This window comes from Corynebacterium doosanense CAU 212 = DSM 45436, from assembly GCF_000767055.1.
GTDB classification, from domain to species: Bacteria; Actinomycetota; Actinomycetes; order Mycobacteriales; family Mycobacteriaceae; genus Corynebacterium; species Corynebacterium doosanense.
Genome location: NZ_CP006764.1, coordinates 2,598,191 through 2,622,011 on the forward strand (window position 1 = coordinate 2,598,191; position 23,821 = coordinate 2,622,011).

The window sequence follows — 23,821 nt, forward strand, 5'->3', positions numbered from 1 at the left end:
TTTACGGGCATTCCCCGTGCAGTGCCGGGCACGCCGGGAAAGCGATGATGCCCGGCGCGACCCCGGTACGGGGGTCACGCCGGGCATCGGCACGGATCGGGCCGGGGAGTTACTCGGTCTCACCCTGGTTGCCGGCGGCCTGGTTCTGCTCTTCAACCTGCTTGCGCACGTCGTCCATGTCCAGGCCCTTGACCTGGCCGATGAGATCCTCGAACGCGGCAGGAGGCAGCGCGCCGGCCTCGCGGTAGACCAGGATGCCGTCGCGGAAGACCATCAGGGTGGGGATGGCCTGGATCTGCAGGGCGGAGGCGAGCTGCTCGTTGGCCTCGGTGTCCAGCTTGGCGAAGGTGACGTCCTCGTGGTTGTCCGAGGCCTTCTCGAAGGTGGGGGCGAACTGCTTGCAGGGTCCGCACCACTCGGCCCACGCGTCGACGATGGTGATGCCGTCGGCGGACACGGTCTCTTCAAAGTTCTGCTCGGTCACGGTGATGGTAGCCATGGTCTGTTCACTCCTAAGTTTTTGGTTCTGTGCTTCGTCTCTGTCCAACCCTACCGACGCCGCGAGTATTCCGGGGGCGGTGGCCGGAATCGTTGCCAGTTACCCCATGGGGGTATATCCTGGGCATCGGAACCCGTTCACCCCCTATCGCGAAGGAGCATCATCATGGCCAACACCAGCAACTACACCGTCGAGGGAATGACCTGCGGACACTGCGAGGCCTCCGTGAAGGAGGAGGTCGGCGAGATCTCCGGCGTCACCGATGTCACCGCCTCGCACGAGACCGGCGCCGTGACCGTCACCGGCGAGGGCTTTGACGACGACCAGGTGCGCGCCGCCGTCGAGGAAGCCGGCTACTCCGTCACCTCATAGATTCACCACAGCAGACTTGTGGCGAGGGCTCCCGGCCCTCGCCTTTTTGCTGCCCAAGCCTTGAACTTATACCCCCAGAGGGTATATGGTGGGGTCGTATCAAGAAAGGTGTGATCTCCTCCCATGACCACGTCCCCCACCAACACCGCCTCCGGTGCCCCTGACGCCACCGCGCTCACGCAGCTCGACCTCGGCATCACCGGGATGACCTGTACCTCCTGTTCCTCCCGGATCGAACGCAAGCTCAACAAGGCCGACGGTGTCGACGCCACCGTGAACTACGCCACGGAGTCGGCCTCGGTCAACTACGACCCGTCGAAGACCGACCCGGACCAGCTCATCGAGATCGTCCGCGGCGCCGGATACGACGCCTTCACCGCGGCGGCCGCGTCCGACGACACCGAGAAACAGTCGGGCGGGCAGGAGGAGCCCGTCGACCGGCACGAACAGGCCCGCCAGCTCGAGGCGAAGGACTTGCTGCACCGGTTGGTCCTCTCCGCGATCCTCGCCGTTCCCACCGTGGCCGTCTCCATGATCCCGGCGCTGCAGTTCATGAACTGGCAGTGGGCCGTGCTCGCCATGACCACCCTCATCTACGTCGTAGGCGGCGCCCCCTTCCACCGGGCCACCTGGACCAACCTTCGTCACGGCTCCACGACGATGGACACCCTCGTCTCCCTGGGCACCACCGCCGCCTACCTCTGGAGCCTGTGGGCACTGTTCCTGGGCAACGCCGGCATGCCGGGAATGACCATGGAGATGTCCCTCCTGCCGTCGGACGGCGACATGGACGAGATCTACCTCGAGTCCGTGGCGGTGGTGATCACGTTCCTCCTCCTCGGCCGCTGGTTCGAGGTCCGTGCCAAGGGTGCATCGTCCGAGGCCCTGCGCTCGCTGCTGGATCTGGGCGCCAAGAACGCCGCCGTGCTCAAGGACGGCACCGAGACCCTCACCCCGGTGAGTCGGCTGCAGGCCGGCGACATCATCGTGGTCCGCCCGGGCGAGAAGATCGCGGCGGACGGCATCATCCGCGAGGGCAACTCCGCGGTCGACGAATCCATGCTCACCGGCGAGTCCGTCCCCGTCGAGGCCACTCCCGGCACGAGCGTGACCGGCGCGACCATCAATCTCTCCGGCCGCCTCCTCGTCGAGGTCACCCGGGTGGGAGAGGATTCGACGCTCGCCCAGATGGGGCGTCTCGTGTCCGAGGCCCAGCAGAAGAAGGCCCCGGTCCAGCGGCTCGTCGACAGGATCTCCGCCGTCTTCGTGCCCACCGTGATTGTCCTGTCGCTGATCACCCTGGCCACGCACCTGCTGCTGGGCAACGGGGTCAACTGGGCATTCTCCGCCGCAGTCGCCGTGCTCATCATCGCGTGCCCGTGTGCCCTCGGCCTGGCCACCCCCACCGCCCTGCTCGTGGGCACGTCCCGGGGTGCGCAGTTCGGCCTGCTCATCAAGGGCCCCGAGGTGCTGGAGTCCACCCGGCAGATCGACACCGTGGTCATGGACAAGACGGGCACCGTCACGTCCGGTTCCATGGCGGTCACCGGGACGGTCGCCGGGGAGGGATTCCTCGAGCAGGAGATCCTCTCCCTCGCCGCCGCCGCCGAGTCCGGCTCCGAACACCCCATCGCCAAGGCGATCGTTGCCGCGGTGTCCCCGGAGAACCTGCCCGAGGCGCGGGACTTCCGCACCACCGCCGGCCAGGGCATCCAGGCCAATGTCACCGGCCGGGAAATCCGGGTCGGCCGCCCGGGAGCGGAGCTCCCCCGAGCCCTCTCCGACGCATTCTCCGCCGGCCAGGAAGCCGGCGCCACCCCGGTGGTCGTTGAGGTCGACGGTGAGCCCGCCGGGGTCGTCACCGTGCGCGACACTGTCAAGGAGACGTCGGCGGCGGCCGTCGCCAAGCTCTGGGAGCTGGGCCTGACCCCGTACCTGCTCACCGGTGACAATGCCACCGCCGCAGCCGCCGTGGCCCGGGAGGTCGGCATCGACGCGGACAACGTGTTCGCGGACGTCATGCCGGAGGACAAGGTCTCTGTCGTCGAGAAGCTCGAGGCCGAGGGCCGGAAGGTCGCCATGGTCGGTGACGGGGTCAACGACGCCGCCGCGCTGGCCAGGGCCGATCTCGGACTGGCCATGGGAGCGGGCACCGACGTGGCCATCGAGGCCTCCGACATCACGCTGATGAACAACAACCTGGTCAGCGCGGCCGACGCCATCCGGCTTTCCCGACGCACCCTGCGCACCATCAAGGGCAACCTCTTCTGGGCGTTCGCCTACAACGTGGTCCTCATCCCCGTGGCCATGTTCGGCCTGCTCAACCCCGCACTGGCGGGCGTGGCCATGGCCTTCAGCTCGGTGTTTGTCGTCTCCAACTCCCTGCTGCTGCGCCGGTTCACACCCACCGCGATTTAGCCCCCGTAGGCACCGGGTTTGGTTATGCTTTCTCCAACCTTCCCACGAGAGAAAGCGGGACTTTCCCGGTGCCTACCCTGACACGCAACGAACGCCTCGACCGCCTTCCGGTGACCAGCCGTCACCGGAAACTGCTGTGGGGCTCCGGCGTCGGCTGGGCGCTCGACGCCATGGACGTCGGCCTGGTGTCCTTCATCATCGCGGCGCTCGCGGTGCAGTGGCAGCTCGAGCCCACCCAGGCGTCGTGGATCGCCTCCGCCGGGTTCGTCGGCATGGCCATCGGCGCCTCCCTGGGTGGGCTGCTGGCCGACCGCATCGGCCGCCGCCAGGTCTTTGCGCTGACGCTGCTGGTCTACGGCCTGGCGACGGGCGCTGCCGCCCTCTCCACCGGCCTGGCCATGCTCATCGCGCTGCGCCTGGTCATCGGCCTCGGCCTGGGTGCCGAGCTGCCGGTCGCCTCCACCTTCATCTCCGAGTTCGCCCCCCGAAAGATCCGCGGGCGCATGGTGGTTCAGCTCGAGGCGTTCTGGGCCGTCGGGTGGGTGCTCGCCGCGGTGATCGGCACCTTCGTGGTCGCCGGGTCGGACAACGGCTGGCGCTGGGGCCTCGCGCTCGGCGCCGTCCCGGCCCTCTACGCGCTGGTCATCCGCTGGAAGATGCCCGAATCCGTCCGTTTCCTCGAGAGCAGGAACCGCACCGACGAGGCCGAGGCCGTGGTCCGCTCCTTCGAGGAGGCGGCCGATCCCGGGGAACTCGCGCGTATCGACGCAGAACGCCACGCCTCCGCCAGCGTGGCCACCACCACAACCGCTGACGAAGAGGCGCACTCCATCTTCAGCCGCCCCTTCATCGGGCGCACCGCCGCCCTGTGGATCGTGTGGTTCGGCGTCTCCCTCTCCTACTACGGGGTGTTCACCTGGATCCCCTCGCTGCTGGTGGCCGACGGCTTCACCCTCGTGCGTTCGTTCTCCTTCACGCTGATCATCACCCTGGCTCAGCTGCCGGGTTACGCCGCGGCGGCCTGGCTCATCGAGGCCTGGGGGCGGCGCGCCACCCTGGTGAGTTTCCTCGCCGGCTCGGCGGGTGCGGCGATGCTCTACGGCTTCGCTAACGCCCCGTGGCAGATCATCGCCGCCGGCTGTCTGCTGTCCTTCTTCAACCTCGGCGCCTGGGGAGCGCTCTACGCCATCGGGCCGGAGCTCTACCCCACGTCGATCCGGGCGACGGGCACCGGAGCGGCAGCGTCCTTCGGGCGCCTGGCCTCGATCATCGCGCCGCTCATCGTCCCCCTGCTCATGGCCGGGGCCGGCCCCATCGCGCTGTTCTCCATCTTCGCCACCGCCTTCGCCGTGGCCGCCGCGGCCGCGTTCTTCCTTCCGGAGCAGCGCGGCAAGGTGATCAACTGAAGTCAGCTGCGCGCCATGTTGACGAACCGGGAGTAGTGCAGCTGGTGCGCCAGCGTCACGGTGCCGATCGGACCACCGCGGTGCTTGGCCAGGATGACGTCCGCCTCGCCGGCGCGTTCATTGTCCTGGTCCTGTGAGTCCGGGCGGTAGAGCAGCATGACCATGTCGGCGTCCTGCTCGAGCGAGCCGGACTCACGCAGGTCCGCGACCTGGGGGCGTTTGTCCGTTCGAGCCTCGGGTCCACGGTTGAGCTGGGAGATGGCGATTACGGGGACCTCGAGCTCCTTGGCCAGCAGCTTCAGCTGGCGGGAGAACTCTGAGACCTCCTGCTGACGGGATTCAACCTGCTTGCCCGAGCTCATGAGCTGCAGGTAGTCCAGCACCACGAGGTCCAGCCCGTGCTGCTGTTTGATGCGCCGGGCCTTGGAACGGATCTCCATCATGGTGAGGTTCGGGGAATCGTCGATGAAGATCGGGGACTTCTGGATCTGGCTGAGCCGGTCGGTGAGTTTCTCCCAGTCGGCGTGCTGCATCCGACCGGAGCGCATGTCCTGCAGCTTGACCTCGGTCTCCGCGGAGAGCAGGCGCAGGACGATCTCCTGCGCGCTCATCTCCAGCGAGAAGATCACCGAGGTCTTGTTGTTGTTGATGGAGCAGGAGCGCATGAAGTCCAGGGCGATGGTGGACTTGCCCACGCCCGGGCGCGCCGCGACGATGACCATCTGACCGCCGTGGAGGCCGTTGGTCAGCTGATCCAGCTCGATGAACCCCGTGGGAACGCCGGACTCGAGCCCGCCGTCGCGCTGGATGGCGATGAGTTCGTCGACGGTGGGGCTGATGAGGTCCTCGAGCAGGCGGTAGTCCTCGGAGGAGCGCTGGTTGGCTACGGCGAAGATCTCCTGCTGGGCGCGGTCGACCAGGGACTCCACCTCGGCGCCCTCGGTACCCTCGTAACCCAGCTGCACGACCCTGGTGCCGGCATCGACGAGCCGGCGCAGGACGGCCTTCTCCGCCACGATCTCCGCGTAGTAGCGCGCGTTGGCGGCCGTGGGCACCGTGGAGATCAGGGTGTGCAGGTACGGCGCGCCGCCGGCGCGCTCGAGCTCATTCATCCGGTCGAGGCGGCCGCCGACGATCAGCGGGTCGATGTCCGTGCCGCCGGCGTAGAGATCCAGGATCGCCTTGTAGATGAGGTGGTGAGCCGGGTAGTAGAAGTCCTCCGGGCTCAGCTCCTCCACCACCTCCATGACGGTGTTGGGGCTGAGCAGCATGGCGCCGAGGACGCCCTGCTCGGCCTCCCGGTCGTGGGGAGGCTGGCGGTACTCGTCGAAGCTCTGCGGCCGCTCGTCGCGCTTGCGCTGGTAGCGGCGGCTGCCCTGCCCGGATCTGCCGTTGTCGTCGAACTCCGGGGGACCCGGTTCCTCCAGCGGCTCGGGCGGGACGGAGAAGTCGTCGTCGAAGTTGCTGGCACCGGATTCGTCGGTGGAGGCCATGGCCCATCCTTACTTCATGTTGAAGCGAAAAGTTGCACTGCGCAACGTTTCCCACAGTGTAGACAGCCCCCCGGACACGCAGATAACGTCGCCTCCCCCGCGGGCTTGTGCAGCGATGTCACCCTGATCTATCCCCACCTTCTGTGGATATCTCCCGTAACGCAAGCTCGCTCGGCGTGTCGGGCCGCGCACCCCTGTGGATAAGTTGTGGACAACTCGGCCCCCTCCCCCAGGCTCTCCCCGCATACCCGCTGGTCACACCTATAATTACCCCCTGTGGACAACGAGGAACAATCAGTGGACAACCATAAGTGCAGGTCACGATTTTCTCCGGATAGCCGGGGAGACACCCGCCCCTGGCGGTGTCCACCCGAGAACAGGGAGGTTACGTGGGAGTAAATTCCCCGGGCTTATCCACAAGGGGTTGAAAAGAGCGTCGATAAGCCCGGTGGACGAAGTACACATAAAAAACCTCCGGCCCCCTTCCCTGTTCAGGGATGGGGGCCGGAGGCCTGCTGTTGTCGGTGGGGCCACACATCGGTGGGGCCCGTCGTGCGCCTAGGTGTTAGGCGGACACGACCGAGAAGTTGACCTTGCCGAGAACCTCGGGGTGGAGCTTGACCTCGACCTGGTAGTTACCGGTCTTCTGGATCAGGCCCTTGGCGAGCTCGATGTTCCGCTTGTCCAGAACCGGACCGCCGGCGGCGCGAACGGCCTCGACGATGTCGGAGGTGGTCACGGAGCCGAAGAGCTTCCCGGACTCGGAGGTGCGGACCTTGACGGTCACGTTCTCGAGGGTGTCGAGCTTCTGGCGAAGTTCGTGTGCATGCTCGACGTCGCGGACCGCGCGGGCATCCTGTGCACGCTTGATCTCGTCGATCTGCTTTTCTGCTGCCCGGGTGGCGGTGATCGCCAGTCCACGCGGAAGCAGGTAATTGCGTCCATAACCGTTCTTGACCTCGACGATGTCACCAGGAACGCCGAGATTCTCAACGGCAGCGGTGAGGATCAGCTTCATGATCCCTGCCTTTCGTTGGATTGTCCCCCGCCGGCCGGTGTGGCCGTACGTGGCGGGAGTAGGTGAATGTGTGGGGTGACTGAACTTTTAGAACGGGGGCTCGTCGTCGCCGCCGCTGAATCCGCCGGCAGGCGGAGCGGAGGACCAGGGGTCATTGTTCGGCTGCTGGTTGGACTGGGACTGCTGGTTCTGGGAACCCTGCTGCCCCTGCTGCTGGCCACCGGAGAATCCGCCGGCGGACTGACCGCCACCGAATCCTCCCTGCTGGTTGCCCCCAAAGTTGCCGCCCTGGGAGTTTCCTCCGCCAAAGTTGCCGCTACCGCCCTCACGCGGATTGCGGGTGACCTGTGCGGAGGCGTACTTCAGGGACGGTCCGACCTCATCGACCTCAACTTCGAAGGACTGGCGGGTCTCGCCTTCCTTCGTCTGGTACGAACGCTGACGCAGCTTGCCGGTGACGATGACGCGCATACCCTTGGAGATGGTCTCCGCGACGTTCTCGGCAGCCTGACGCCACACATTGCAGGTAAGGAACAGTGCCTCGCCGTCTTCCCACTGATTCGTCTGTGAGTTGAACTTGCGGGGCGTGGACGCGATGCGGAAGTTTGCCACTGCCGCACCGGACGGGATGAATCGAAGTTCCGGGTCAGCGACGACGTTTCCGACGACGGTGATCGGGGTATCTCCCTGTGCCATGGTGTTACTGCCTTCCTGACTGATGTGCGATTGATGCGTTCGACTTCTGACGCGAGCCGGACGAGTTTCCTTTTGCTGCCCTTTTTACCAGGCAGGAACCCCGTCCGTGATCGTTCCTACTTGTCGTTGCGCAGCACCTTGGTGCGGAGCACAGTCTCACTGAGATTGAGCACGCGGTCGAGTTCCTTGACGGACTCGGACTCGCAGTGCAGATCGAGGACGATGTAGATGCCCTCTTCCTGCTTGTTGATCGGGTAGGCAAGACGACGCTTACCCCACACATCAACCTTGTCGACGGTGCCGCCATCCTTGCGGATGATGTCCAGGTACTTGTCCAGGGACGGGGCAACAGTGCGCTCATCCTGAGTGGGATGCAGGATGATCATGGTTTCGTAGTGACGCACGGACCTCATCACCTCCTATGGTCTAGTAAATTTTCGGCCACGTCACCTTTGCGGACGTGGCAGGAGGGTCGTTGCGTCAAGCAACCCGACCAGCGTACCGCACGGAATTGTCCAGGCGAAATACCGCCCGCCTCAGCGCGACATGGGGGCGGCGAAGAACACGGCCAGCACGACCGGGATCAGCGTCAGGCACAGGACCCCGACGATCCCCCACGCCCAGGCGATCTTCGCCGGACGCCCCTTCATCACCGCGAGGTAGGACTGGGCGAAGGATCCGAGCCCGACGGCGATGGAGATGATCCCAAGAATGGTGATGAGCATGTCAGACCGCACTTTCTACGTGATCGTGCTGGCCGAAGCTCCCGGCCAGCGGGTCCTCACCGGCGTGCGCCAGACGCACCTTATCGACGCTCCTTCCCAGCATCTGCCGGAGGACCAGCACGGCGATGGCGATAATGAGGCCGTCGCGACCCAGGACAAAAACGTTGAGCAGCCAGTCGGGCGCTCCCTTATTTTCGGTGCCCATCATGTGCCACATGAGCACCGGCCACAGCATCATGTCCACGACACCCCAGGTGAAGATCAGCCGCCAGTTCGGCAGCGCGAGGACGGCCGGGACGAGCAGCCACAGCGAGTACTGCGGGGACCACACCTTGTTGACGAGCAGGAAGGCCACCACGATCAGCGTGACCAGCTCGGCGACGCGGGGGCGGCGCTCCACGATCAGCCCGAACCACGCGATGCCCGCGCACAGGCCGACGAAGAGCAGGAGGCTCACCGCGTTGAGGATGACGGGTTCCCCTCCCGGTGCATCAAATCCCGGCCAGCCCGTCATCCGGGAGACCAGGGCGTAGACCGTGGTCCACTCCCAGCTCCGTTCGGAGTTCAGCCGGAAAAATTCCCGCCAGGCGTCCGGGTAGGTGATCATCACCGGCAGGTTGGCCGCCAGCCAGCTGACGATCGCCGTGGCGCACATCGTCAGGAACGGCGCCCACCTCCGCGACCGGGCGGCGAGGACAAAGTAGGCCCCGAGGATATACAGCGGCCACAGCTTGAAGGACATGCCCAGGCCGACCATCACGCCGGCCCAGGCGGGTCGTTTCCGGGCCACCAGCAGCAGCGCCGCCACGACGAAGGTGACGGACGGCAGGTCCCAGTTGGTGAAGCCGTGCACGATGAGCAACGGGCTGGCGGCCACGAGCACGACATCCCAGACTCGGTTTCCGGCCAGCGAGACCAGCATGCGGATGGTGAGGATCCAGAGGCCCGAGATGATCAGGGCCGTCAGGGTGAAGTACCAGCTTGCTTCGGGGATGGCGCCGGGCAGGGCGTCGATAAGCCCGTAGGTGTGACGCGCGAGCCAGCCGACCCCACCCTGGAACAGACCCGCCAGCACGGGGTACTCCATGTAGCGGGTGAGATCGCCCTCCTGCCAGGAGAACGCGTAGGGGAATCCCCCGGCGTTCAGTCCGCGGCCGGCGTAGAGCGGGAGAATGTCGTTGTAACAGGCCGCGGCGTACTGGCGGTTTCCCGCCCAGTTGAGGCCGACGGTTCCGTCCTCGCCCACCGTTCCACCGAGGCACGCGGCCTTCTGCGCGTACGCGAAGGAGAGGAACACGAGCGCGACGGATATGAGCACCCGTAGAGGAGTCCACCACCGGGAACGGCCGATTGCGGCGTACCTGCCGACCGGGCCGCCGAGGAAGTCGATGACTCCCCGGGCCAGGGGCTCGGTGCGGCCCGGCGACACCCGCAGGGCGGGGTGACCGCTGTCGAGGAGGCGGGAGACGGGGGTGCTCATCGAGGCGCTAGAGGTTGCCCAGCAACTGCTCGAGGCCGTCCTCGATGGGGTTCGGCGCCGGGGCCGGAGCCGGCACCGGCTCGGGGGCGGGCGCGGGCGCGGGTTCCGGAACCGGGGAGGGCTCCGGGGCGGGCTCCGGGGCGCGCTGGGGCTCGGAGGGCTCGACGGGCGGCGCGCTGTACGTCGGCGCCGGGTTGCTGTTGGTTCCCGGACTCGGGGCATAGGTGTAGTTGGGGACGCCACCGCCGGAGTACGGGTAGGGGCTCTCGAAGCCGCCGTACTGCACGGGGACCGGGTCCGCGAAGTACATCACCTCCTGGTTGGCCAGGGCCGCGTCGAGGGTCTCCTTCCAGATGGTCGCCGGGGTGCCGGAACCGTACATGCTGCCGCCGCCCGCGTCGAAGATCGCGGAGGTGTTCTCGGCGGTGCCCATCCACACGGCGGTGACCAGCTGCGGCGTGCCGCCGAGCATCCAGGCGTCCTTGTTCAGCCCGGTGTCGCCGAACTGAGCGGTACCGGTCTTCGAGGCGGAGGGGCGGCCACCGGCGAGGGTGTTGCCGCGGGAGAAGGCCGCGACCGGGCCCATGGCGTGGAGCACGTTGTCGGCGACCTGGGCCGAGACCCGTCGCTCGCCCTCGCCGGGATCGAACTCGAAGAGGACCTCTCCGTTATACGTCTCCACCCGCTCGACGAAGTGCGGCTGGTGCCAGACACCCCGGTTGGCCAGGGTGGCCATGGCCACGGCCATGTCCAGTGGGCGGGAGACGTACTGGCCCAGAATGATGCCCTCGTAGGGCTGCTCGCCGTCCTCCGTCAGGGTCTCCGGCACGCCCGGCAGGGAGCGCGCGATACCCAGGGCATGCCCCATGTCCGCGGTGTCCTGCGTGGTGTTGGCCAGGTCGTCCTGCAGCCGGATGAAGGAGGTGTTGTAGGAGTTGAGCAGCGCGTTCTCGATGGAACACGAGCCACAGGTGCCCGTGACGTTGCCCACGGTGATGCCGCCGGGCAGCGTGACCGGGGCGGAGGAGTACTGCGCGCTCAGCGGGATGCCCTGCTGGAGGGCGGCCGCCAGGCCCACGACCTTGAAGATCGAGCCGGTCTGCAGGGCCGCGTTGGCGTAGTCCCAGCCGCTGGCCTCCTCGCCGCCGTAGTAACCGCGGATGGCGCCGTTGCGCGGGTCAATGGAGACGACGGCCGCGCGGGCGTCGTCGGCGAGGTAGGACAGGTTCTCGTTGACGGAGTCGAGCGTGGCGTTCTGTGTCTGCATGTCGATGGTCGTGGTGATCTGCAGACCACGCGTGGTGATGTCCTCCTCGGAGATGCCCAGGGTGGCCAGCTCCTCGACGACGTGCTGACGGATCAGACCATTGGTGCCCGAGGCCTCGGTGTAGGCGGAGTACTCCGCCGGATCGCGGGTCGGCGGGTACGCCGTGGCCGCGCGCTGGGCAGCGTCAAGCGAACCCATCTCCACCATGCCGTCGAGCACGTAGTTCCAACGCTGCTCCGCCATCTCCGGGTTGACCCAGGGGTCCATCTGGCTGGGCAGCTGGATGGTGGCGGCGAGGACCGCACCCTCCTCGGGCGTCAGCTCGGACGCGGGCTTGTTGAAGTAGGCGTTCGAGGCGGCCTGGATGCCGTAGGCGTTGCGGCCGAAGTAGACGGTGTTGAGGTAGGCCTCGAGGATCGTCTCCTTGTCCCACTCGTTGGTCATCTTCACCGAGTAGACCAGCTCCTTGAGCTTGCGCTCGATGGACCGCTCGTCGCCGACCAGGACGTTCTTCACGTACTGCTGCGTGATGGTGGAGCCGCCGCCGGCGGATTCATTGCCGGTGACCTGGCCGATCACGGCACGGAGAAATCCGATGTAGGAGAAACCCTGGTTGGTCCAGAACTCCCGGTCCTCGGCCGCCAGGACGGCGTCCTGGACCGGGACCGGCACCTCGCTCAGCGGGATCTGGCTGCGGTTCCCCTCCGGGGGGACGATGCGTGCCAGTTCGGTCGAGCTGTCGGACGCGTAGATGTTGGACACCTGGAACGTCGACACCTCGTTGGGCTCGGGGACGTGGATCCGCGAGTAGTACACCGCGAAGCCGATGAGCGGCAGCGCGATGATCACCGCGAGGGCGATGAGAAACCACTTGAGGATTCCCCGGCGGCCGGAGGAGGCGCGCTGGGCGTCGTTGGTCGTGAGAGAATGAGACACCATTGTCTTGACCCGTGTTCTGTAATAGAGACTGGATATGGTTTCCGACCGTGCGGCGTCACAGGATGCTGACAGGTCCGCATAGTCCGATTACGAGTGACAATACTGCCTCATACCCTGGGGTGAAAACGGATTTATGCGAGTTCCGCCACACCTGTGGTGAGCAGATGATTCCACCGGCAGGCCGGACAAACCTCCACGAGGTGCACGGCCACCTCCCCGTCCTTACCCCGGGGCACCCGTTGACCGGCCAGTTCCTCCACTATCGCGGCGATCTCCTCCTCGCTGCGTGCGGTCCCCGAGCGGGAGCCGAGGGTGTCCCCGTAGATCCACCTCACCTCCCGCAGATTCTCCCTCGCGCACACCGGGCAGGAGCGGTCCACCTCCCGGCCGTGGTAGGTCGCCGCCGTCACAAGCAAAAAGTCCGCGTCGCACAGCCCCTCGGCGGAAATGTGGCCGGCCTCCAGCTGCCGCATAGTCTGGGCGCGGGCCCACCGGTGGGAGATGACGTTGCGATAGGTGATCATTGCGGCCCATCCTATGCCCGGTTCCCGGCCGCATCCCCGGCCCCGTCCCCGACCGTCGGGGGTCACTGTGTCGCTTTCAACCGGGAAACTGTCTTAGGATGGTAATTATGTCGACCCCGAAACCCATGGACATCGCGAAGAAGATCCGCCCCGCGATGACGAAGTTGTACGTCATGTACTTCCGCATCGCCGAGCAGTCGGACCTCACCGGCCCTCAGCTGTCCATCATGTCCCGCCTCCGGGAGAACGGTGCTCTGCGTATCAGCCAGATCGCCAAAGAGGAGGGCATCCGGATGCCCACCGCGTCAAACGCTCTCCACCAGCTGGAACGCCGCCAGCTCGTCGAGCGGATCCGCGATGAGCATGACCGTCGCGGCGTCCGGGTCGAACTCACCTCCCTCGGAGCCAGCGAGCTGCGCCGGGTGGGCGAGGAACGCGAGAACTACCTGGCGGACATGATCGCCACCCTCAGCGAGGAGGACCAGCGCAAGTGCGAGGACTTCGCTGACGTGATCAACCGCCTCGCCACCCAGTACGGGGTAACCGAAGATTCACCCCTCGGGGACACCGCGAAGTAGAGTCTCAGACAGATCCCCCCGTCGGGAACTTTCGTACCCTCTTCCGGGTACGAATCCCGCGGGTGACACTGACCCCTACCCTCGCGAAATGGTATGCCGAAGAAGGACGACACAACGGCTGAGCTCCGCCCGGCGGATCCTCGCTCCGGCGAGTTCCTCACTCGACCGGAAGGCTCGCGTCTCCGCATCCTCGTCGCGTGGCAGCCCGGAGTCGCCGGGGACGAGGCCGTTGACACCGCGGCCTGGCTGGCCAAGGCAATGCCCTCCCGCATCCGCGCCGTCACCACTCTCCTGCGTTTCTGGCCGACTACCTCGCTGAGCAAGCTCGGCTCCCGCTACGACAAGTGGATGAGCAAGCAGACCAAGGCCTACACCGCCCGGGTGCGGGACGCCTTCAGCCGTGCGGGCATCGACGAATCCCACTGGGACAGCGACGTGGCCGTGGTGGCCGACGGCCCCAACGAGTCGACCCTGCTCAACGAGGCCGCCACGGACTATGACGCGGACCTGCTCGTGGTCGGCTCCCGCCCCACCGCCGCCAAGGGGCGTTTCCTCTCCGGGACCACCACCGACGCATTGCTGCACTCCGCCACCACTCCCCTGCTCCTCGCCCCGCGCTCGGTGAAGCTGTCCAAGCGGGGAGTCACCCGCGTCAACGTCGCCTACCTCAGCACCAAATCGGAAGAGGTTCAGGAGGCGCTGCATTTCGGCGGCCAGCTGGCCCAGCGCCTGGGGGTGCCGCTGCGCCTGGTGGCCTTCTCCCCCACCGGCCTCACCCACAACGGCCTGGACGACCGGATCGATCTCAGCCGCGAGCTGTCCGACGAATGGTACGAACACGCCCTGGGGATGCTCGACCGGGCCCGCGATCTCACCATGGAGACACTGCCCGACCTCGACGTTCACACCGCCCTGGGCTCCGGCGCGGGCTGGCCCGGCGCGGTGGACGCGCTGAAGTGGAAGAAGGGTGACCTGCTGTGCATGGGATCCACGATCCGCGGCTCCTTCGAGCGGGTGTTTCTCGGATCCACGGAGGCGCAGTTCCTCCAGCATGTCAGCGTCCCGGTGATTGTCCTCCCCGCTCCGAAACAACCGTAAATCTTCGGCATTAGAGTGGAGGCATGCCTGACACCACTCGCGGCGACCATCCCGAGAACGACCTGTCCGATGACGCGGACTACGCCAATCTCTACCGTCCAGCCCCGGAGAGCATCGACGACCTCGCTGACCAGGAAGATCCCGCGGTCGTCGCGGCTCGCAACCGGAAGTCCTCGAAACAGGCCTGGCAGTACCTCCTGCTCTCGATCGGCGGGTCGCTGGCGTTCGCCTTGATCCTGGGGGTCATCTTCCGGTTCGTGGCCGGCGCGGACACGTGTGACGAGGTCGGCGGGCGACTGCTCTGCACGCCCGGTCTGCAGAAGACCTGGGCCGTCTTGGTGTCCCTCCCGCCGATCGCCTTCCTGCTCGGCTCCATGGTCATCCTCACCAGGAAGGTCTACGGCTTTGTTCGCTGGCGGCCGTGGATGGGGGTCTTCTGGGTGGAGGTCCTTTTCACCATGTGGGTCATCACCATCACCGTGCAGGTGTGGCTGAGCAAGGGCCCGGCGCTCTAGGACGCGGCGAGCTCGGCTGCGACCGCGGCACAGTCAGGTCGGCCGCAGTGTGACGTGGCGATGTGTGAGGAACAGTCGTCGCAAAGCAGAACCTGCCTCCTGCAGGTGTCCTCGTTGACGCAGTTGACGAAGGTGTTGCTGGGGTTGCCGCACAGCACGCAGTGGCCGAGCTCGGCGGCGTCCTCGCCGAATTCGACGTGCATGCGTTTGTCGAAGACGTAGAGCGAGCCCTCCCAGAGTCCCTGGTTGCCGTATTTTTCGCCGTAGCGCACGATGCCACCGTCGAGCTGGTAGACCTCCGAGAACCCGCGGTTTTTCATGAGGCTGGAGAGCACCTCGCAGCGGATGCCGCCGGTGCAGTAGCTCACCACGGGTTTGTCCTTCATCCAGTCGTATTTGCCGGACTCGAGCTCCGCGATGAAGTCGTGGGTCGTGTCCACGTCCGGGACGACGGCGTCGCGGAACTTGCCGATCTGCGCCTCCATCGCGTTGCGGCCGTCAAAAAACACGACGTCCTCGCCTCGCTTCTCGACGAGCTCATGCACCTCTCCGGGCTTCAGGTGCTGTCCCCCGCCGACCACGCCGTTCTCATCGACCTTGAGCTCCCCCCGCGCGCCGAAGGACACGATCTCGTCGCGGACCTTCACCGACAGCTTGGGGAAATCCTCCGCCCCGCCCTCGGACCACTTGAACTCCATGCCCTTGAACCCGGGGTACTCGCGGGTCTTGCGCACGTACTTCTTGCACGCGGCCATCTCCCCGCCGACGGTTCCGTTGATCCCGTGCTCGGAGATGATGATGCGCCCCTTCAGCCCCAGGGATTCGCAGAGGTCGCGCTGCCAGAGCATCACCGCCGTCGGATCGGCGATGGGCGTGAAGGTGTAGTAGAGGAGAATTTTGGAGAGAGCCACGGTTGATCAGCTTAGAGGTCGTCGATTCGGGGATGAAGCCACGTCTGCTCGGCGGGAAGTTGCCGGCGCAGCGCGTCGAGCGTGAGCGGGCCGGTGCTGTTGTCCCACCAGCCGATCTCCCCCCGCCGGGTATCCCTGGCCAGATTGATGATGTACTCCCCCATGAGATCCACCACCAGATCGGTGGCCACGTCCTCCTCCACCTCGCCCGCGGAGGTGCGCGCCACCACACCCACCAGGCCGCGGAACAGGTGGGCGTCGATGTGGATGACCACCGTCGTGCGTTGCCCGTCGTCGCTGACCAGCACGGGAGTCAGACCGGGCCTGATGCACGGATTCCGAAGCAGCCCGTCAAGAGCGATGAGGTTCTCTGACTCGAGCAGGTGCTTGCACTTTCTTTCGATGGCCACCGCGAGGCGCCCAGCGTCGAGTGTCTTGCCCGGGCGCGGCTCGGGCACCGCACGGAGCTGGGCAGCGGTGATCGTCTCGGCTTCCAAGGCTACTTCACGACGGAGGTTGCTCAGCCGCTGGATCTCGGCATCGAGTTCGCCTGCCCGGCGCGAAAGCTCGGAGAGCCGCTGGTCATCGTCCATTCCTCAACGCTACCCGGCACGCGCGGGCCTCGATTCCGCCCACGGGAGGGACCTGCATCACATAGGGTGGGTGACCTACGGAAAACCCAACGCTTTCTCTGAGGAGCTTCACGAATGACCGAGACCAACGACCACGTCTTCTACTCCTGGTCCGCCCAGGACGAGATCAACCCCGTCGAGATCGTGAGCAGCGAGGGCTCCACCATCACCGACGCGGACGGGAACACGTTCCTCGACTTCACCTCCCAGCTGGTGTTCACCAACCTCGGGCATCAGAACCCACGCCTGATCCAGGCGATCAAGGACCAGGCTGACAAGCTCGCGGTCATCGCGCCGGCCTACAAGAACGCCACCCGTACCGAGCTGGCCGGACGCATTGCCGACGCCGCCCCGGGTGGCCTCAACTACGTCTTCTTCACCAACTCGGGCGCCGAGGCCAACGAACACGCCGTGCGCATGGCCCGTTTCCACACCGGCCGCAAGAAGGTGCTGTCCGCGTACCGCTCGTACCACGGCGCCACCGCCACCGCGATGACCCTGACCGGTGAACCGCGTCGCTGGGCCAACGACAACCTCGACGCCCACGTCGGCCGCTTCTTCGGCCCGTACTCCTACCGCTCCCCCTTCCACTCCGACTCCCCGGAGCAGGAGACCGAGCGTGCCCTGGAGCACCTCGAGCAGAGCATCATCCTCGAGGGCGCGGACACCATCGCCGCGGTCATCCTCGAAACCGTCGTGGGCACCAACGGCGTCCTCGTCCCGCCGCCGGGCTACCTCAAGGGCCTGCGCGAACTGTGCGACACGTACGGCATCGTGTGGATCGCCGACGAGGTCATGGTGGGCTTCGGCCGCACCGGCAAGATGTTCGCGGTGGAGAACTTCGACGCCACACCGGACCTGCTCACCTTCGCCAAGGGCGTCAACTCCGGTTACGTCCCTCTCGGCGGTGTCATCATGACCACCGACGTGCGCAACACCTTCGCCCACCGCGCCTACCCGGGCGGCCTGACTTACTCCGGACACCCCCTGGCCTGCGGCGCCGGTGTGGAGACCTTCAAGATCTTCGAGGAAGAGAAGATCCTGGACCGCGTCAACGAACTCGCCGACCGCGTCATCCAGCCGGCCCTCGTGGAGCTTGCCGCGAAGCACGACATCATCGGCGAGGTGCGGGGCCTGGGCATGTTCTGGGCACTCGAGCTGGTGAAGAACCGCGAGACCCGCGAGCCCCTGGTCCCCTTCGCCGCCAAGGGTGAGGACAACGCTCCCATGGCCGCCATCGGTGCGGCCTGCAAGAAGGCCGGGCTGCTGGTCATCGTCGGCGGCAACCGCATCCAGATCGCCCCGCCGCTCACGGTCTCCGAGGAGGAGCTGCGCCGCGGCCTGCAGATCATCGACGAGGCACTGACCGAGGCCGGGCAGCACTACGAGGGCTAGTTTGGAGTGAAATGGGGGCGCCCCGGTATGCGGCTGCATACTGAGCAACCCCCGACGCTTATCGACGCGCCCCAGCCAGCTCCCCAGAAACCAACCGCGTCCGTCCGTCCTTCATCTCGGTGACACCGTCGCAGACCTCGAGCTGGGAGCGGTCGTGGGTGACCAGCACGCCGGCAATGCCCGATTCCTTGACCAGCTGAGACAGCATCTCCACCACGGAGCGGGAGTTGTCGGCGTCGAGGGCGGAGGTAGGTTCGTCGGCAAGCAGGAGCTTGGGCTCACCCATCATCGCGCGGGCGATGCCGACGCGCTGCTTCTGGCCACCGGAGAGCTGGCCGATCTTCCGGTCGCCCAGGCCGCCGAGACCAACACGCTCGAGTAGCTCGTCGGCACGGCTGGGCCGGCGCTTCTGGCCGCGGACGTGGTCGGTGAGCAGGAGCTGGTCTCGGACGGTTAGGGCGGGGAGCATGTTGGGGGTCTGGAAGACAAACCCGATGTAGTCGCGGCGGATGCGGGTGCGCTCCTTGTCGTCGGCTCCGGCGAGTGCTTGGCCAGCGACGTCGATAAGCCCGCTGACGGGGACCGTGAGGCCGCCGGCCACGGCGAGGAGGGTGGACTTGCCGGAGCCGGATTCGCCGACGACCGCGTGCAGTTCGCCGGGGCCGACCTGGAGGTTGGCGCCGTCGAGGGCGGTGACGGTGGAGGTGCCGTCGGGGTAGGTGACGGTGCAGTCGGAAATGGCGAGCATGGTGTTCTCCTTATTAGACAGTACTGAGTGCGGTGAGCGGGTCGATCTTGGTCACGCGGCGGGTGGCCAGCAGGGCGCCCGCCAGGCCGAGGACGAGGATGCCGACGGCCGGAAGCAGGGTCGTGGTGAGGTCGAGCTGGAAGGGGACGGTGCCGATGGCCAGCGCGCCAAGGCCCGCTCCGGCGAGCGAACCCAGGCCGACGCCCGCGAGCAGGATGATGAGCGCCTGGCCGAGGGAATCGCGAAGCAGGTAGCGCGGCGACGCTCCGAGGGCACGCAGGACGGCGAGGTCGCGGGTGCGCTGGATGGTCCAGACGGTGAGGAATGAGACCGTGACCAGCGCGGAGATGGCGTAGAGGAACCCCTGCATCATCATCAGCGAGCCGTTCTCGGACTTGTAGGCGGGCAGGGCGTTGAAGGCTTCGCCCATGGTCAGCGCGGAGGTGTCGTCGCCGGCGGCCTTCCAGGAATCGCTGGAGAGGCCGCCGTCGAGAAGCAGTGCCGTGCCCACGACGTCGGGCTGCGCGTGGGCCACGTCGCGCCAGGTGTCGGTGGAGACCCAGACGACGGGGGAGTGGGCGAAGTAGTCGTCCGCCGTGGTGTCCACGACGGTGACGTCGGTGCCCGCGAGGGTGACCTGGTCACCTGCGGAAACCTCCAACCCCTGGCTGGCCACGGCGCCGGTCTGCGGCACCTCGCCGCCGACGGGCAGTTCAGTGCCGGTGGGGAGGCCGAGGATGGCCACGGACGTGGTGGTGTCGGCGGTGCTCATCACGCCCTGAGCGGTGCCGAGCGGGGTGACGGAGGAAACGCCGCTTATCGACGCCCATTCATCCGCATCGCGGTCAGTCACCGAAGAGGAGGTGAAGCTGTACCCCTCATCCGAGGATGAGAGTGCGAAGCGGTCGGGATTCAGGGACTCGAGCGCGGAGGTGTTCTGTTTCCCCAGGCCACCGGTGAGGCCGGAGAGCATGACAACGAGGAGGGTGATCAGGCCGACAACGCCGGCAATGAGGGCGAATCGGCCGCGGGCTGCGGCAATATCTCTGAGTGCTAGGAACATGACTCATAGTTTTGTGTTTGCGCAGCGCATAACCATCGACCTGGCAGGTGAAACCCCAGTCAACCGTCCGGTTGATTACCCGTCGCTGCGCGGGGAACTACGGTGGGCGCTCGTGGAAGATTCTTTTGCCCTGCCCCGGATTCTCACCTCGCTGCGGGTGACGCTGCACGTGCTTTTTGCCGTCCTGCTGGCCGTCGCCGTCGTCGCCGCGAAGGCCGCCGGTCAGCTGACGTGGCTGGTGGGAGCGCTGGCGTTGCTGCTGGCCGGCGTGTACTTCGCGGGCACGCTCGCGGAAAAGAGGGGGCGCGCGTCGGCGCACTCCGCGCCGGCCGTGGCCTGGCTGCTGGCTATCCTCCTCCTCTGGGCCGCGCTGGTGTGCCAGTCCGGCTCCTTCGTGTGGCTGCTATTCCCCCTGGTGTTCCTCATCCCCTCCGTCCTGCCGTGGATCCCCGCGGTGGCGGTGACCCTCGTCGGGTTACTTGTCGCCGTGGGCCTTCCGGTGCTCACGGGCCAGTCGGAGTTCTCGGTCGGGGGAGTGGTCGGCCCGGCCATCGGCACGCTCGCCGCGCTGACCGCGTTCCTCTTCTACCGGGCTCTCAGCCAGGAGGTGATCACCCAGCGAGGCACCGCGATCCGCCTGCGTGCCACGCAGGAGCAGCTGGTCAGCTCCGAGCGCGAGGCCGGTCGCCTCTCGGAGCGTGAGCGCCTCGCCCGCGAGATCCACGACACCCTCGCGCAGGGGCTGAGTTCGATAGTCCTGCTCTCGCGCGCCGCCGAGAAGTCCCTGGCCACGGATGCGGAGACCGCCGCCGAGCAGGTGCGCACCATCAACCGCACGGCCGCGGACAACCTTGCCGAGGCCCGCCGGTTCGTCGCCGGACTGACCTCGCCGGCGATGCTGGATTCGGTGCCGGATGCGTTGGCAGCGCTCGTCGATAAGCATCGCCGCCAGCAGGCTGCGCTGGGGGAGTCCACCGACCTGGAGCTGTCCTACACCGGCGATTCCGGCCGGGCCGTGCCGGATGACGTCGCAGCCGCGGTCATCCGCGTTGCGCAGGAGGCCAGCACCAACGCGCTGCGCCACGCCCGTGCCCGCCGCGTGGTGATCACCTACGGCGTGTGGCCGGACGCCGCCACGGTGGACATCGTCGACGACGGCCGCGGTTTCGACCCCACCGACACCTCGGGCTACGGCCTCCCCGGCCTGCGCGCGCGGGTGCGGGAACTCGGCGGGGTCCTCGCGGTAGAGTCGGCACCCGGTTCGGGAACCGCGATTGCGGCCCGGTTTCCCCTGGCAGGAGAGCTCTCATGATCGGTGTCATGCTTATCGACGACCACCCCGTCGTCCGCGCCGGCCTGCGCGCGATCCTCGATTCCTTCGACGACGTCACCGTCGTCGCGGTGGGTGCCAACGGCTCCGCCGTCGACGAGATGCCGGAGGGCGTGGATGTGGTGGTCTGTGACCTGCAGATGCCCGAGGTCGACGGAGTGGAGGCCACCCGTCGCCTCGTGGCCGCGGGCGGGCCGCCGGTCCTGGTGCTGACCACCTTCGACACGCAGTCCAACATCGTCTCGGCTCTGGAGGCGGGCGCGCTGGGTTACCTGCTCAAGGACGCGCCGGAGGAGCAGCTGCACGCCGCGGTCCTGGCCACGGCCGCCGGCAAACGCACGCTGTCTCCCGAGGTCGCGGTCGTGCTTGCCGAGCGGGTCACCCGGCCGATGGAGACCCTCAGCGGGCGCGAGATCGAGCTGCTCGAGGCGCTCGCCTCCGGCGCCTCAAACAGGGAGCTGGCCTCGAAGTTGTTCATCTCCGAGGCCACGGTGAAGACTCACCTGATCCACATCTATCAGAAGCTCGGGGTGGACAACCGCACCGCGGCCGTCACCGTCGCCCGGGAGCGACGCCTCATCTAACGACGCGCCGCCGAACCCCTCGACTCCAGCACCTGGACCACGAGCTCCAGGCGGGAGGACGCCTCGAAGTAGCTGATCAGGTGAGAAACATGCTTCTTGACGGTCGATTCAGCGTAGAACGAGCGGCGGGCGATCTCCGAGTTGGACAACCCCTGGCAGAGCAGGTCGAGAATCGTACGCTCCGCCGGAGAGAGGGACTCGATCCGCCGGGTGGTCTCATTCGTGCGCGGATCCACCCGCGGGACATAGTCCACCAGCCGGGACAGCGCCTCCGGCGACACCGTGGTGCCGCCGTTGAACGCGTCACGCACAGCGTCGATGATCTTCGCCGGCGCCTCGCTCTTGACCACGTAACCCGCGGCGCCTCCGCCGATCATGCGCAGCATGGAATCATCCGTGTCCAGCGATGTGATGGCCACGAACGTCGGCGGCTTCGGGAACTTCTTCACCTCGGCGAGAAGTTCGATGCCTCCCATGCGGGGCATGTTGATGTCCGAGAGCACCACGTCGACGGGGACCCGGCGCAGCGTATCCAGGGCCTCCGACCCGTCCTTGGCGGTGCCCACCACCGTGATGTCGTCGACGTAGGAGAAATACGCCAGGAATCCGTCACGGACTCGCTGGTCATCGTCGACGATGAACAGACGGATGGGGCTGGTCATTGGGCTTACTTCTTCCTCCAGCAGAGAACGTTGTCGTGGTAGCGGCAACCGAAGTAGTCGGCCGCTGCCTGGTACTTGACCACCGTGACGGGCTCCTCCTTCACCGAGCCTGCATGAGCAGCGGGGGAGAGCGTGATCATCATGGCGGCGGCACCGATGCCGGCGGAGATTCGACGAGCTGTGTTCATGGGGGTTCCTCATTCCGTGCTGCGGTCGTGCTGTGAATAGCCTTAGTATGCGCTTACCTCGACGCGGATCACAGCCGGGACCATAAAGAGGATACGAAAGTTACCTCTCCGCGTCTACGCCGGTAGGCGCAGTGTCGTACGCCACCGGTCCTCGGACGCACCTGCGAGCAACTCTCCGCCTAATCTCTCAGCATCGGCGGAAAGATTGCGCAGCCCCAGCCCGGACGACATGACGCCGGCGGGCGAACGAGGCCCTAGATCGTTAGAAACGCTGAGCTCGTAATTACCGTCCGCGTAACGACGCTCGACCACCAACGTGGACCGGGCGGGGGCGTATTTCAGGGCGTTGGTCGCCACTTCTGCGAGGAATTTGTCTACCAGTTCTACACACGGGGGATCCAGAGCGACCGGTAGTTCGGACCCGCCGAAATCTGCCGGCGTGACATGGAAGCCCTTCGCCTCGAACCTCTCCCGGCCCTTGTCCAGCACCGACGAGAGCGACTCGATGGATGCCACGAGGTCATCGCGCTCCTCGCTATCCAGGATGGTGATGAGCTGGCGCACCTGACGCATCGACCTGCGACTGTCCTCGGCGATATCACGCAGCTGGCGGGACATCTCGGTGTCGTCGTCATCCTGCGCGAGGCCCAGAACCTCGGCTTTGATCACCACTGAAGTCAACGAGGCAGCCACCGAGTCATGAAGGGTGCGCGCAATCTCTCGGCGACGGCGGCGGAGATCCTCGATCATCTCCCGGCGCGCCCGCTGCCAGCGTTGAATCCCCCAGCCGATGAGTGCGACCGAGATGAGCTGAGTCATCCAGATAACCGCAGCAGAATAGTCTGAGGTAAACCTGCCGGCAGTAGGGTCGAAAAGCCCGGCAAGGCCGAGTACCACGACGAGAATGCCGACGTGGAGCGCCGGGCGTCGGTAAGCCATCCACGCGCAAAAAGCCAGTGCCAGAATGGCGTCGATGAACCCCAGAAGCCCTGGGGTGCTGGAGACGAACACGAACCCTGCGACAAACACCACGCTGGCGATGATCGGCACTCTGCGAGCGGCGATGAGTGCCCCCATCAGCACAAGTGTGGCCACCAGCCCCGGCACGGGAGCACCGGAGATCAACCCCAGCGCGCAGAGGAGCACCGCGCCCGCTGACCAGGCGATGACGGAAACGGTCGAGGCGGATAGATCTCTCATGGGAGCAACCAGACTTCTGCGATCGGAAAAGTTCCGCCGTGACTATACCCCGCACAGGCCGATGGGCCGACAAAAATTTG

Annotated in this window: 25 protein-coding genes; 9 read left to right on the top strand and 16 right to left on the bottom strand. The window is 66.4% G+C overall.

Translation table 11 applies throughout. The features are described 5' to 3' along the window. Positions 1-109: 109 nt before the first annotated feature. Complete coding sequence (gene trxA, locus CDOO_RS12635) at positions 110-499, bottom strand: thioredoxin (protein ID WP_018022447.1); 390 nt, start codon at positions 497-499, stop codon at positions 110-112. A 165-nt stretch (positions 500-664) separates the two neighbouring features. Between trxA and CDOO_RS12640 the strand changes: the two genes are divergently transcribed. The 3 genes from CDOO_RS12640 to CDOO_RS12650 all read left to right on the top strand — a co-directional run bounded on the left by CDOO_RS12640 (position 665) and on the right by CDOO_RS12650 (position 4,695). Next, the gene (locus CDOO_RS12640) at positions 665-871 is read left to right on the top strand and encodes a heavy-metal-associated domain-containing protein (protein ID WP_018022446.1); all 207 of its coding nucleotides are present in this window, start codon (positions 665-667) and stop codon (positions 869-871) included. Positions 872-994: 123 nt separating this feature from the next. Continuing rightward, complete coding sequence (locus tag CDOO_RS12645) at positions 995-3,289, top strand: heavy metal translocating P-type ATPase (protein WP_018022445.1); 2,295 nt, start codon at positions 995-997, stop codon at positions 3,287-3,289. 68 nt (positions 3,290-3,357) lie between these two features. Beyond that, positions 3,358-4,695: an MFS transporter gene (locus CDOO_RS12650; protein WP_018022444.1), complete on the top strand. Its 1,338-nt coding sequence runs from the start codon at positions 3,358-3,360 to the stop codon at positions 4,693-4,695. 2 nt (positions 4,696-4,697) lie between these two features. Here the strand turns inward: CDOO_RS12650 and dnaB are convergent, their stop codons facing one another. The 8 genes from dnaB to CDOO_RS12690 all read right to left on the bottom strand — a co-directional run bounded on the left by dnaB (position 4,698) and on the right by CDOO_RS12690 (position 12,837). After that, entirely contained in the window at positions 4,698-6,188 is a 1,491-nt protein-coding gene (dnaB, locus tag CDOO_RS12655; protein WP_018022443.1) for a replicative DNA helicase, read from the bottom strand. 565 nt (positions 6,189-6,753) lie between these two features. Next, entirely contained in the window at positions 6,754-7,206 is a 453-nt protein-coding gene (gene rplI / locus CDOO_RS12660) for a 50S ribosomal protein L9 (protein ID WP_018022442.1), read from the bottom strand. A gap of 87 nt (positions 7,207-7,293) precedes the next feature. After that, positions 7,294-7,902, bottom strand: coding sequence for a single-stranded DNA-binding protein (locus CDOO_RS12665; protein ID WP_018022441.1), 609 nt, complete (start codon positions 7,900-7,902; stop codon positions 7,294-7,296). A 116-nt stretch (positions 7,903-8,018) separates the two neighbouring features. Then, on the bottom strand, positions 8,019-8,315 hold the full coding sequence (gene rpsF, locus CDOO_RS12670) for a 30S ribosomal protein S6 (protein ID WP_018022440.1): 297 nt from the start codon (positions 8,313-8,315) through the stop codon (positions 8,019-8,021). Between the two features lie 123 nt (positions 8,316-8,438). Further along, the gene (locus tag CDOO_RS12675) at positions 8,439-8,627 is read right to left on the bottom strand and encodes a hypothetical protein (RefSeq protein ID WP_018022439.1); all 189 of its coding nucleotides are present in this window, start codon (positions 8,625-8,627) and stop codon (positions 8,439-8,441) included. 1 nt (position 8,628) lies between these two features. Further along, a complete protein-coding gene (locus CDOO_RS12680) occupies positions 8,629-10,107 on the bottom strand; it encodes a glycosyltransferase family 87 protein (protein WP_018022438.1) in 1,479 nt (492 codons plus the stop codon). A gap of 7 nt (positions 10,108-10,114) precedes the next feature. Continuing rightward, positions 10,115-12,313 carry a transglycosylase domain-containing protein gene (locus CDOO_RS12685; protein ID WP_018022437.1) on the bottom strand — a complete coding sequence of 733 codons (2,199 nt, stop codon included), beginning with the start codon at positions 12,311-12,313 and terminating at the stop codon, positions 10,115-10,117. Positions 12,314-12,444: 131 nt separating this feature from the next. Next, a complete protein-coding gene (locus tag CDOO_RS12690; protein ID WP_018022436.1) occupies positions 12,445-12,837 on the bottom strand; it encodes a DUF5318 family protein in 393 nt (130 codons plus the stop codon). 107 nt (positions 12,838-12,944) lie between these two features. Here CDOO_RS12690 and CDOO_RS12695 point away from each other — a divergent pair, with 107 nt between their 5' ends. The 3 genes from CDOO_RS12695 (at position 12,945) to CDOO_RS12705 (ending at position 15,028) form a co-directional block, all read left to right on the top strand. Further along, positions 12,945-13,415: a MarR family winged helix-turn-helix transcriptional regulator gene (locus CDOO_RS12695; RefSeq protein ID WP_018022435.1), complete on the top strand. Its 471-nt coding sequence runs from the start codon at positions 12,945-12,947 to the stop codon at positions 13,413-13,415. A gap of 93 nt (positions 13,416-13,508) precedes the next feature. Further along, complete coding sequence (locus CDOO_RS12700; RefSeq protein ID WP_018022434.1) at positions 13,509-14,513, top strand: universal stress protein; 1,005 nt, start codon at positions 13,509-13,511, stop codon at positions 14,511-14,513. A gap of 23 nt (positions 14,514-14,536) precedes the next feature. After that, positions 14,537-15,028, top strand: coding sequence for a hypothetical protein (locus tag CDOO_RS12705; protein ID WP_018022433.1), 492 nt, complete (start codon positions 14,537-14,539; stop codon positions 15,026-15,028). Here CDOO_RS12705 and trhO read toward each other — a convergent pair. Together trhO and CDOO_RS12715 are read right to left on the bottom strand one after the other, a co-directional pair. After that, positions 15,025-15,939, bottom strand: a complete 915-nt coding sequence (trhO, locus tag CDOO_RS12710; protein ID WP_018022432.1) for an oxygen-dependent tRNA uridine(34) hydroxylase TrhO — start codon at positions 15,937-15,939, stop codon at positions 15,025-15,027. The two genes, CDOO_RS12705 and trhO, sit on opposite strands and share 4 nt — an antisense overlap. An 11-nt stretch (positions 15,940-15,950) precedes the next feature. After that, positions 15,951-16,532, bottom strand: coding sequence for a hypothetical protein (locus CDOO_RS12715; RefSeq protein WP_018022431.1), 582 nt, complete (start codon positions 16,530-16,532; stop codon positions 15,951-15,953). Positions 16,533-16,646: 114 nt separating this feature from the next. On the opposite strand from CDOO_RS12715, the gene CDOO_RS12720 reads away from it, so the two are divergent. Then, positions 16,647-17,966: an aspartate aminotransferase family protein gene (locus CDOO_RS12720; RefSeq protein ID WP_018022430.1), complete on the top strand. Its 1,320-nt coding sequence runs from the start codon at positions 16,647-16,649 to the stop codon at positions 17,964-17,966. A gap of 58 nt (positions 17,967-18,024) precedes the next feature. Here CDOO_RS12720 and CDOO_RS12725 read toward each other — a convergent pair whose 3' ends face one another. Both CDOO_RS12725 and CDOO_RS12730 read right to left on the bottom strand, forming a co-directional pair. Beyond that, positions 18,025-18,714, bottom strand: coding sequence for an ABC transporter ATP-binding protein (locus tag CDOO_RS12725; protein WP_018022429.1), 690 nt, complete (start codon positions 18,712-18,714; stop codon positions 18,025-18,027). A 13-nt stretch (positions 18,715-18,727) separates the two neighbouring features. Next, positions 18,728-19,777, bottom strand: a complete 1,050-nt coding sequence (locus tag CDOO_RS12730; protein ID WP_018022428.1) for an ABC transporter permease — start codon at positions 19,775-19,777, stop codon at positions 18,728-18,730. Here CDOO_RS12730 and CDOO_RS12735 point away from each other — a divergent pair. Together CDOO_RS12735 and CDOO_RS12740 are read left to right on the top strand one after the other, a co-directional pair. Then, on the top strand, positions 19,776-21,089 hold the full coding sequence (locus CDOO_RS12735) for a sensor histidine kinase (protein WP_162179680.1): 1,314 nt from the start codon (positions 19,776-19,778) through the stop codon (positions 21,087-21,089). The two genes, CDOO_RS12730 and CDOO_RS12735, sit on opposite strands and share 2 nt — an antisense overlap. Continuing rightward, a complete protein-coding gene (locus tag CDOO_RS12740; protein ID WP_018022426.1) occupies positions 21,086-21,691 on the top strand; it encodes a response regulator in 606 nt (201 codons plus the stop codon). The genes CDOO_RS12735 and CDOO_RS12740 overlap by 4 nt, the downstream gene beginning before the upstream one ends. Here the strand turns inward: CDOO_RS12740 and CDOO_RS12745 are convergent. From CDOO_RS12745 to CDOO_RS12755, 3 genes are all read right to left on the bottom strand, one after another. Continuing rightward, positions 21,688-22,353, bottom strand: a complete 666-nt coding sequence (locus CDOO_RS12745; RefSeq protein ID WP_018022425.1) for a response regulator — start codon at positions 22,351-22,353, stop codon at positions 21,688-21,690. The genes CDOO_RS12740 and CDOO_RS12745 overlap by 4 nt on opposite strands. A 5-nt stretch (positions 22,354-22,358) precedes the next feature. Further along, entirely contained in the window at positions 22,359-22,541 is a 183-nt protein-coding gene (locus CDOO_RS12750; RefSeq protein ID WP_018022424.1) for a hypothetical protein, read from the bottom strand. A 114-nt stretch (positions 22,542-22,655) separates the two neighbouring features. Further along, a complete protein-coding gene (locus CDOO_RS12755) occupies positions 22,656-23,741 on the bottom strand; it encodes a sensor histidine kinase (protein WP_018022423.1) in 1,086 nt (361 codons plus the stop codon). Positions 23,742-23,821: the final 80 nt, after the last annotated feature.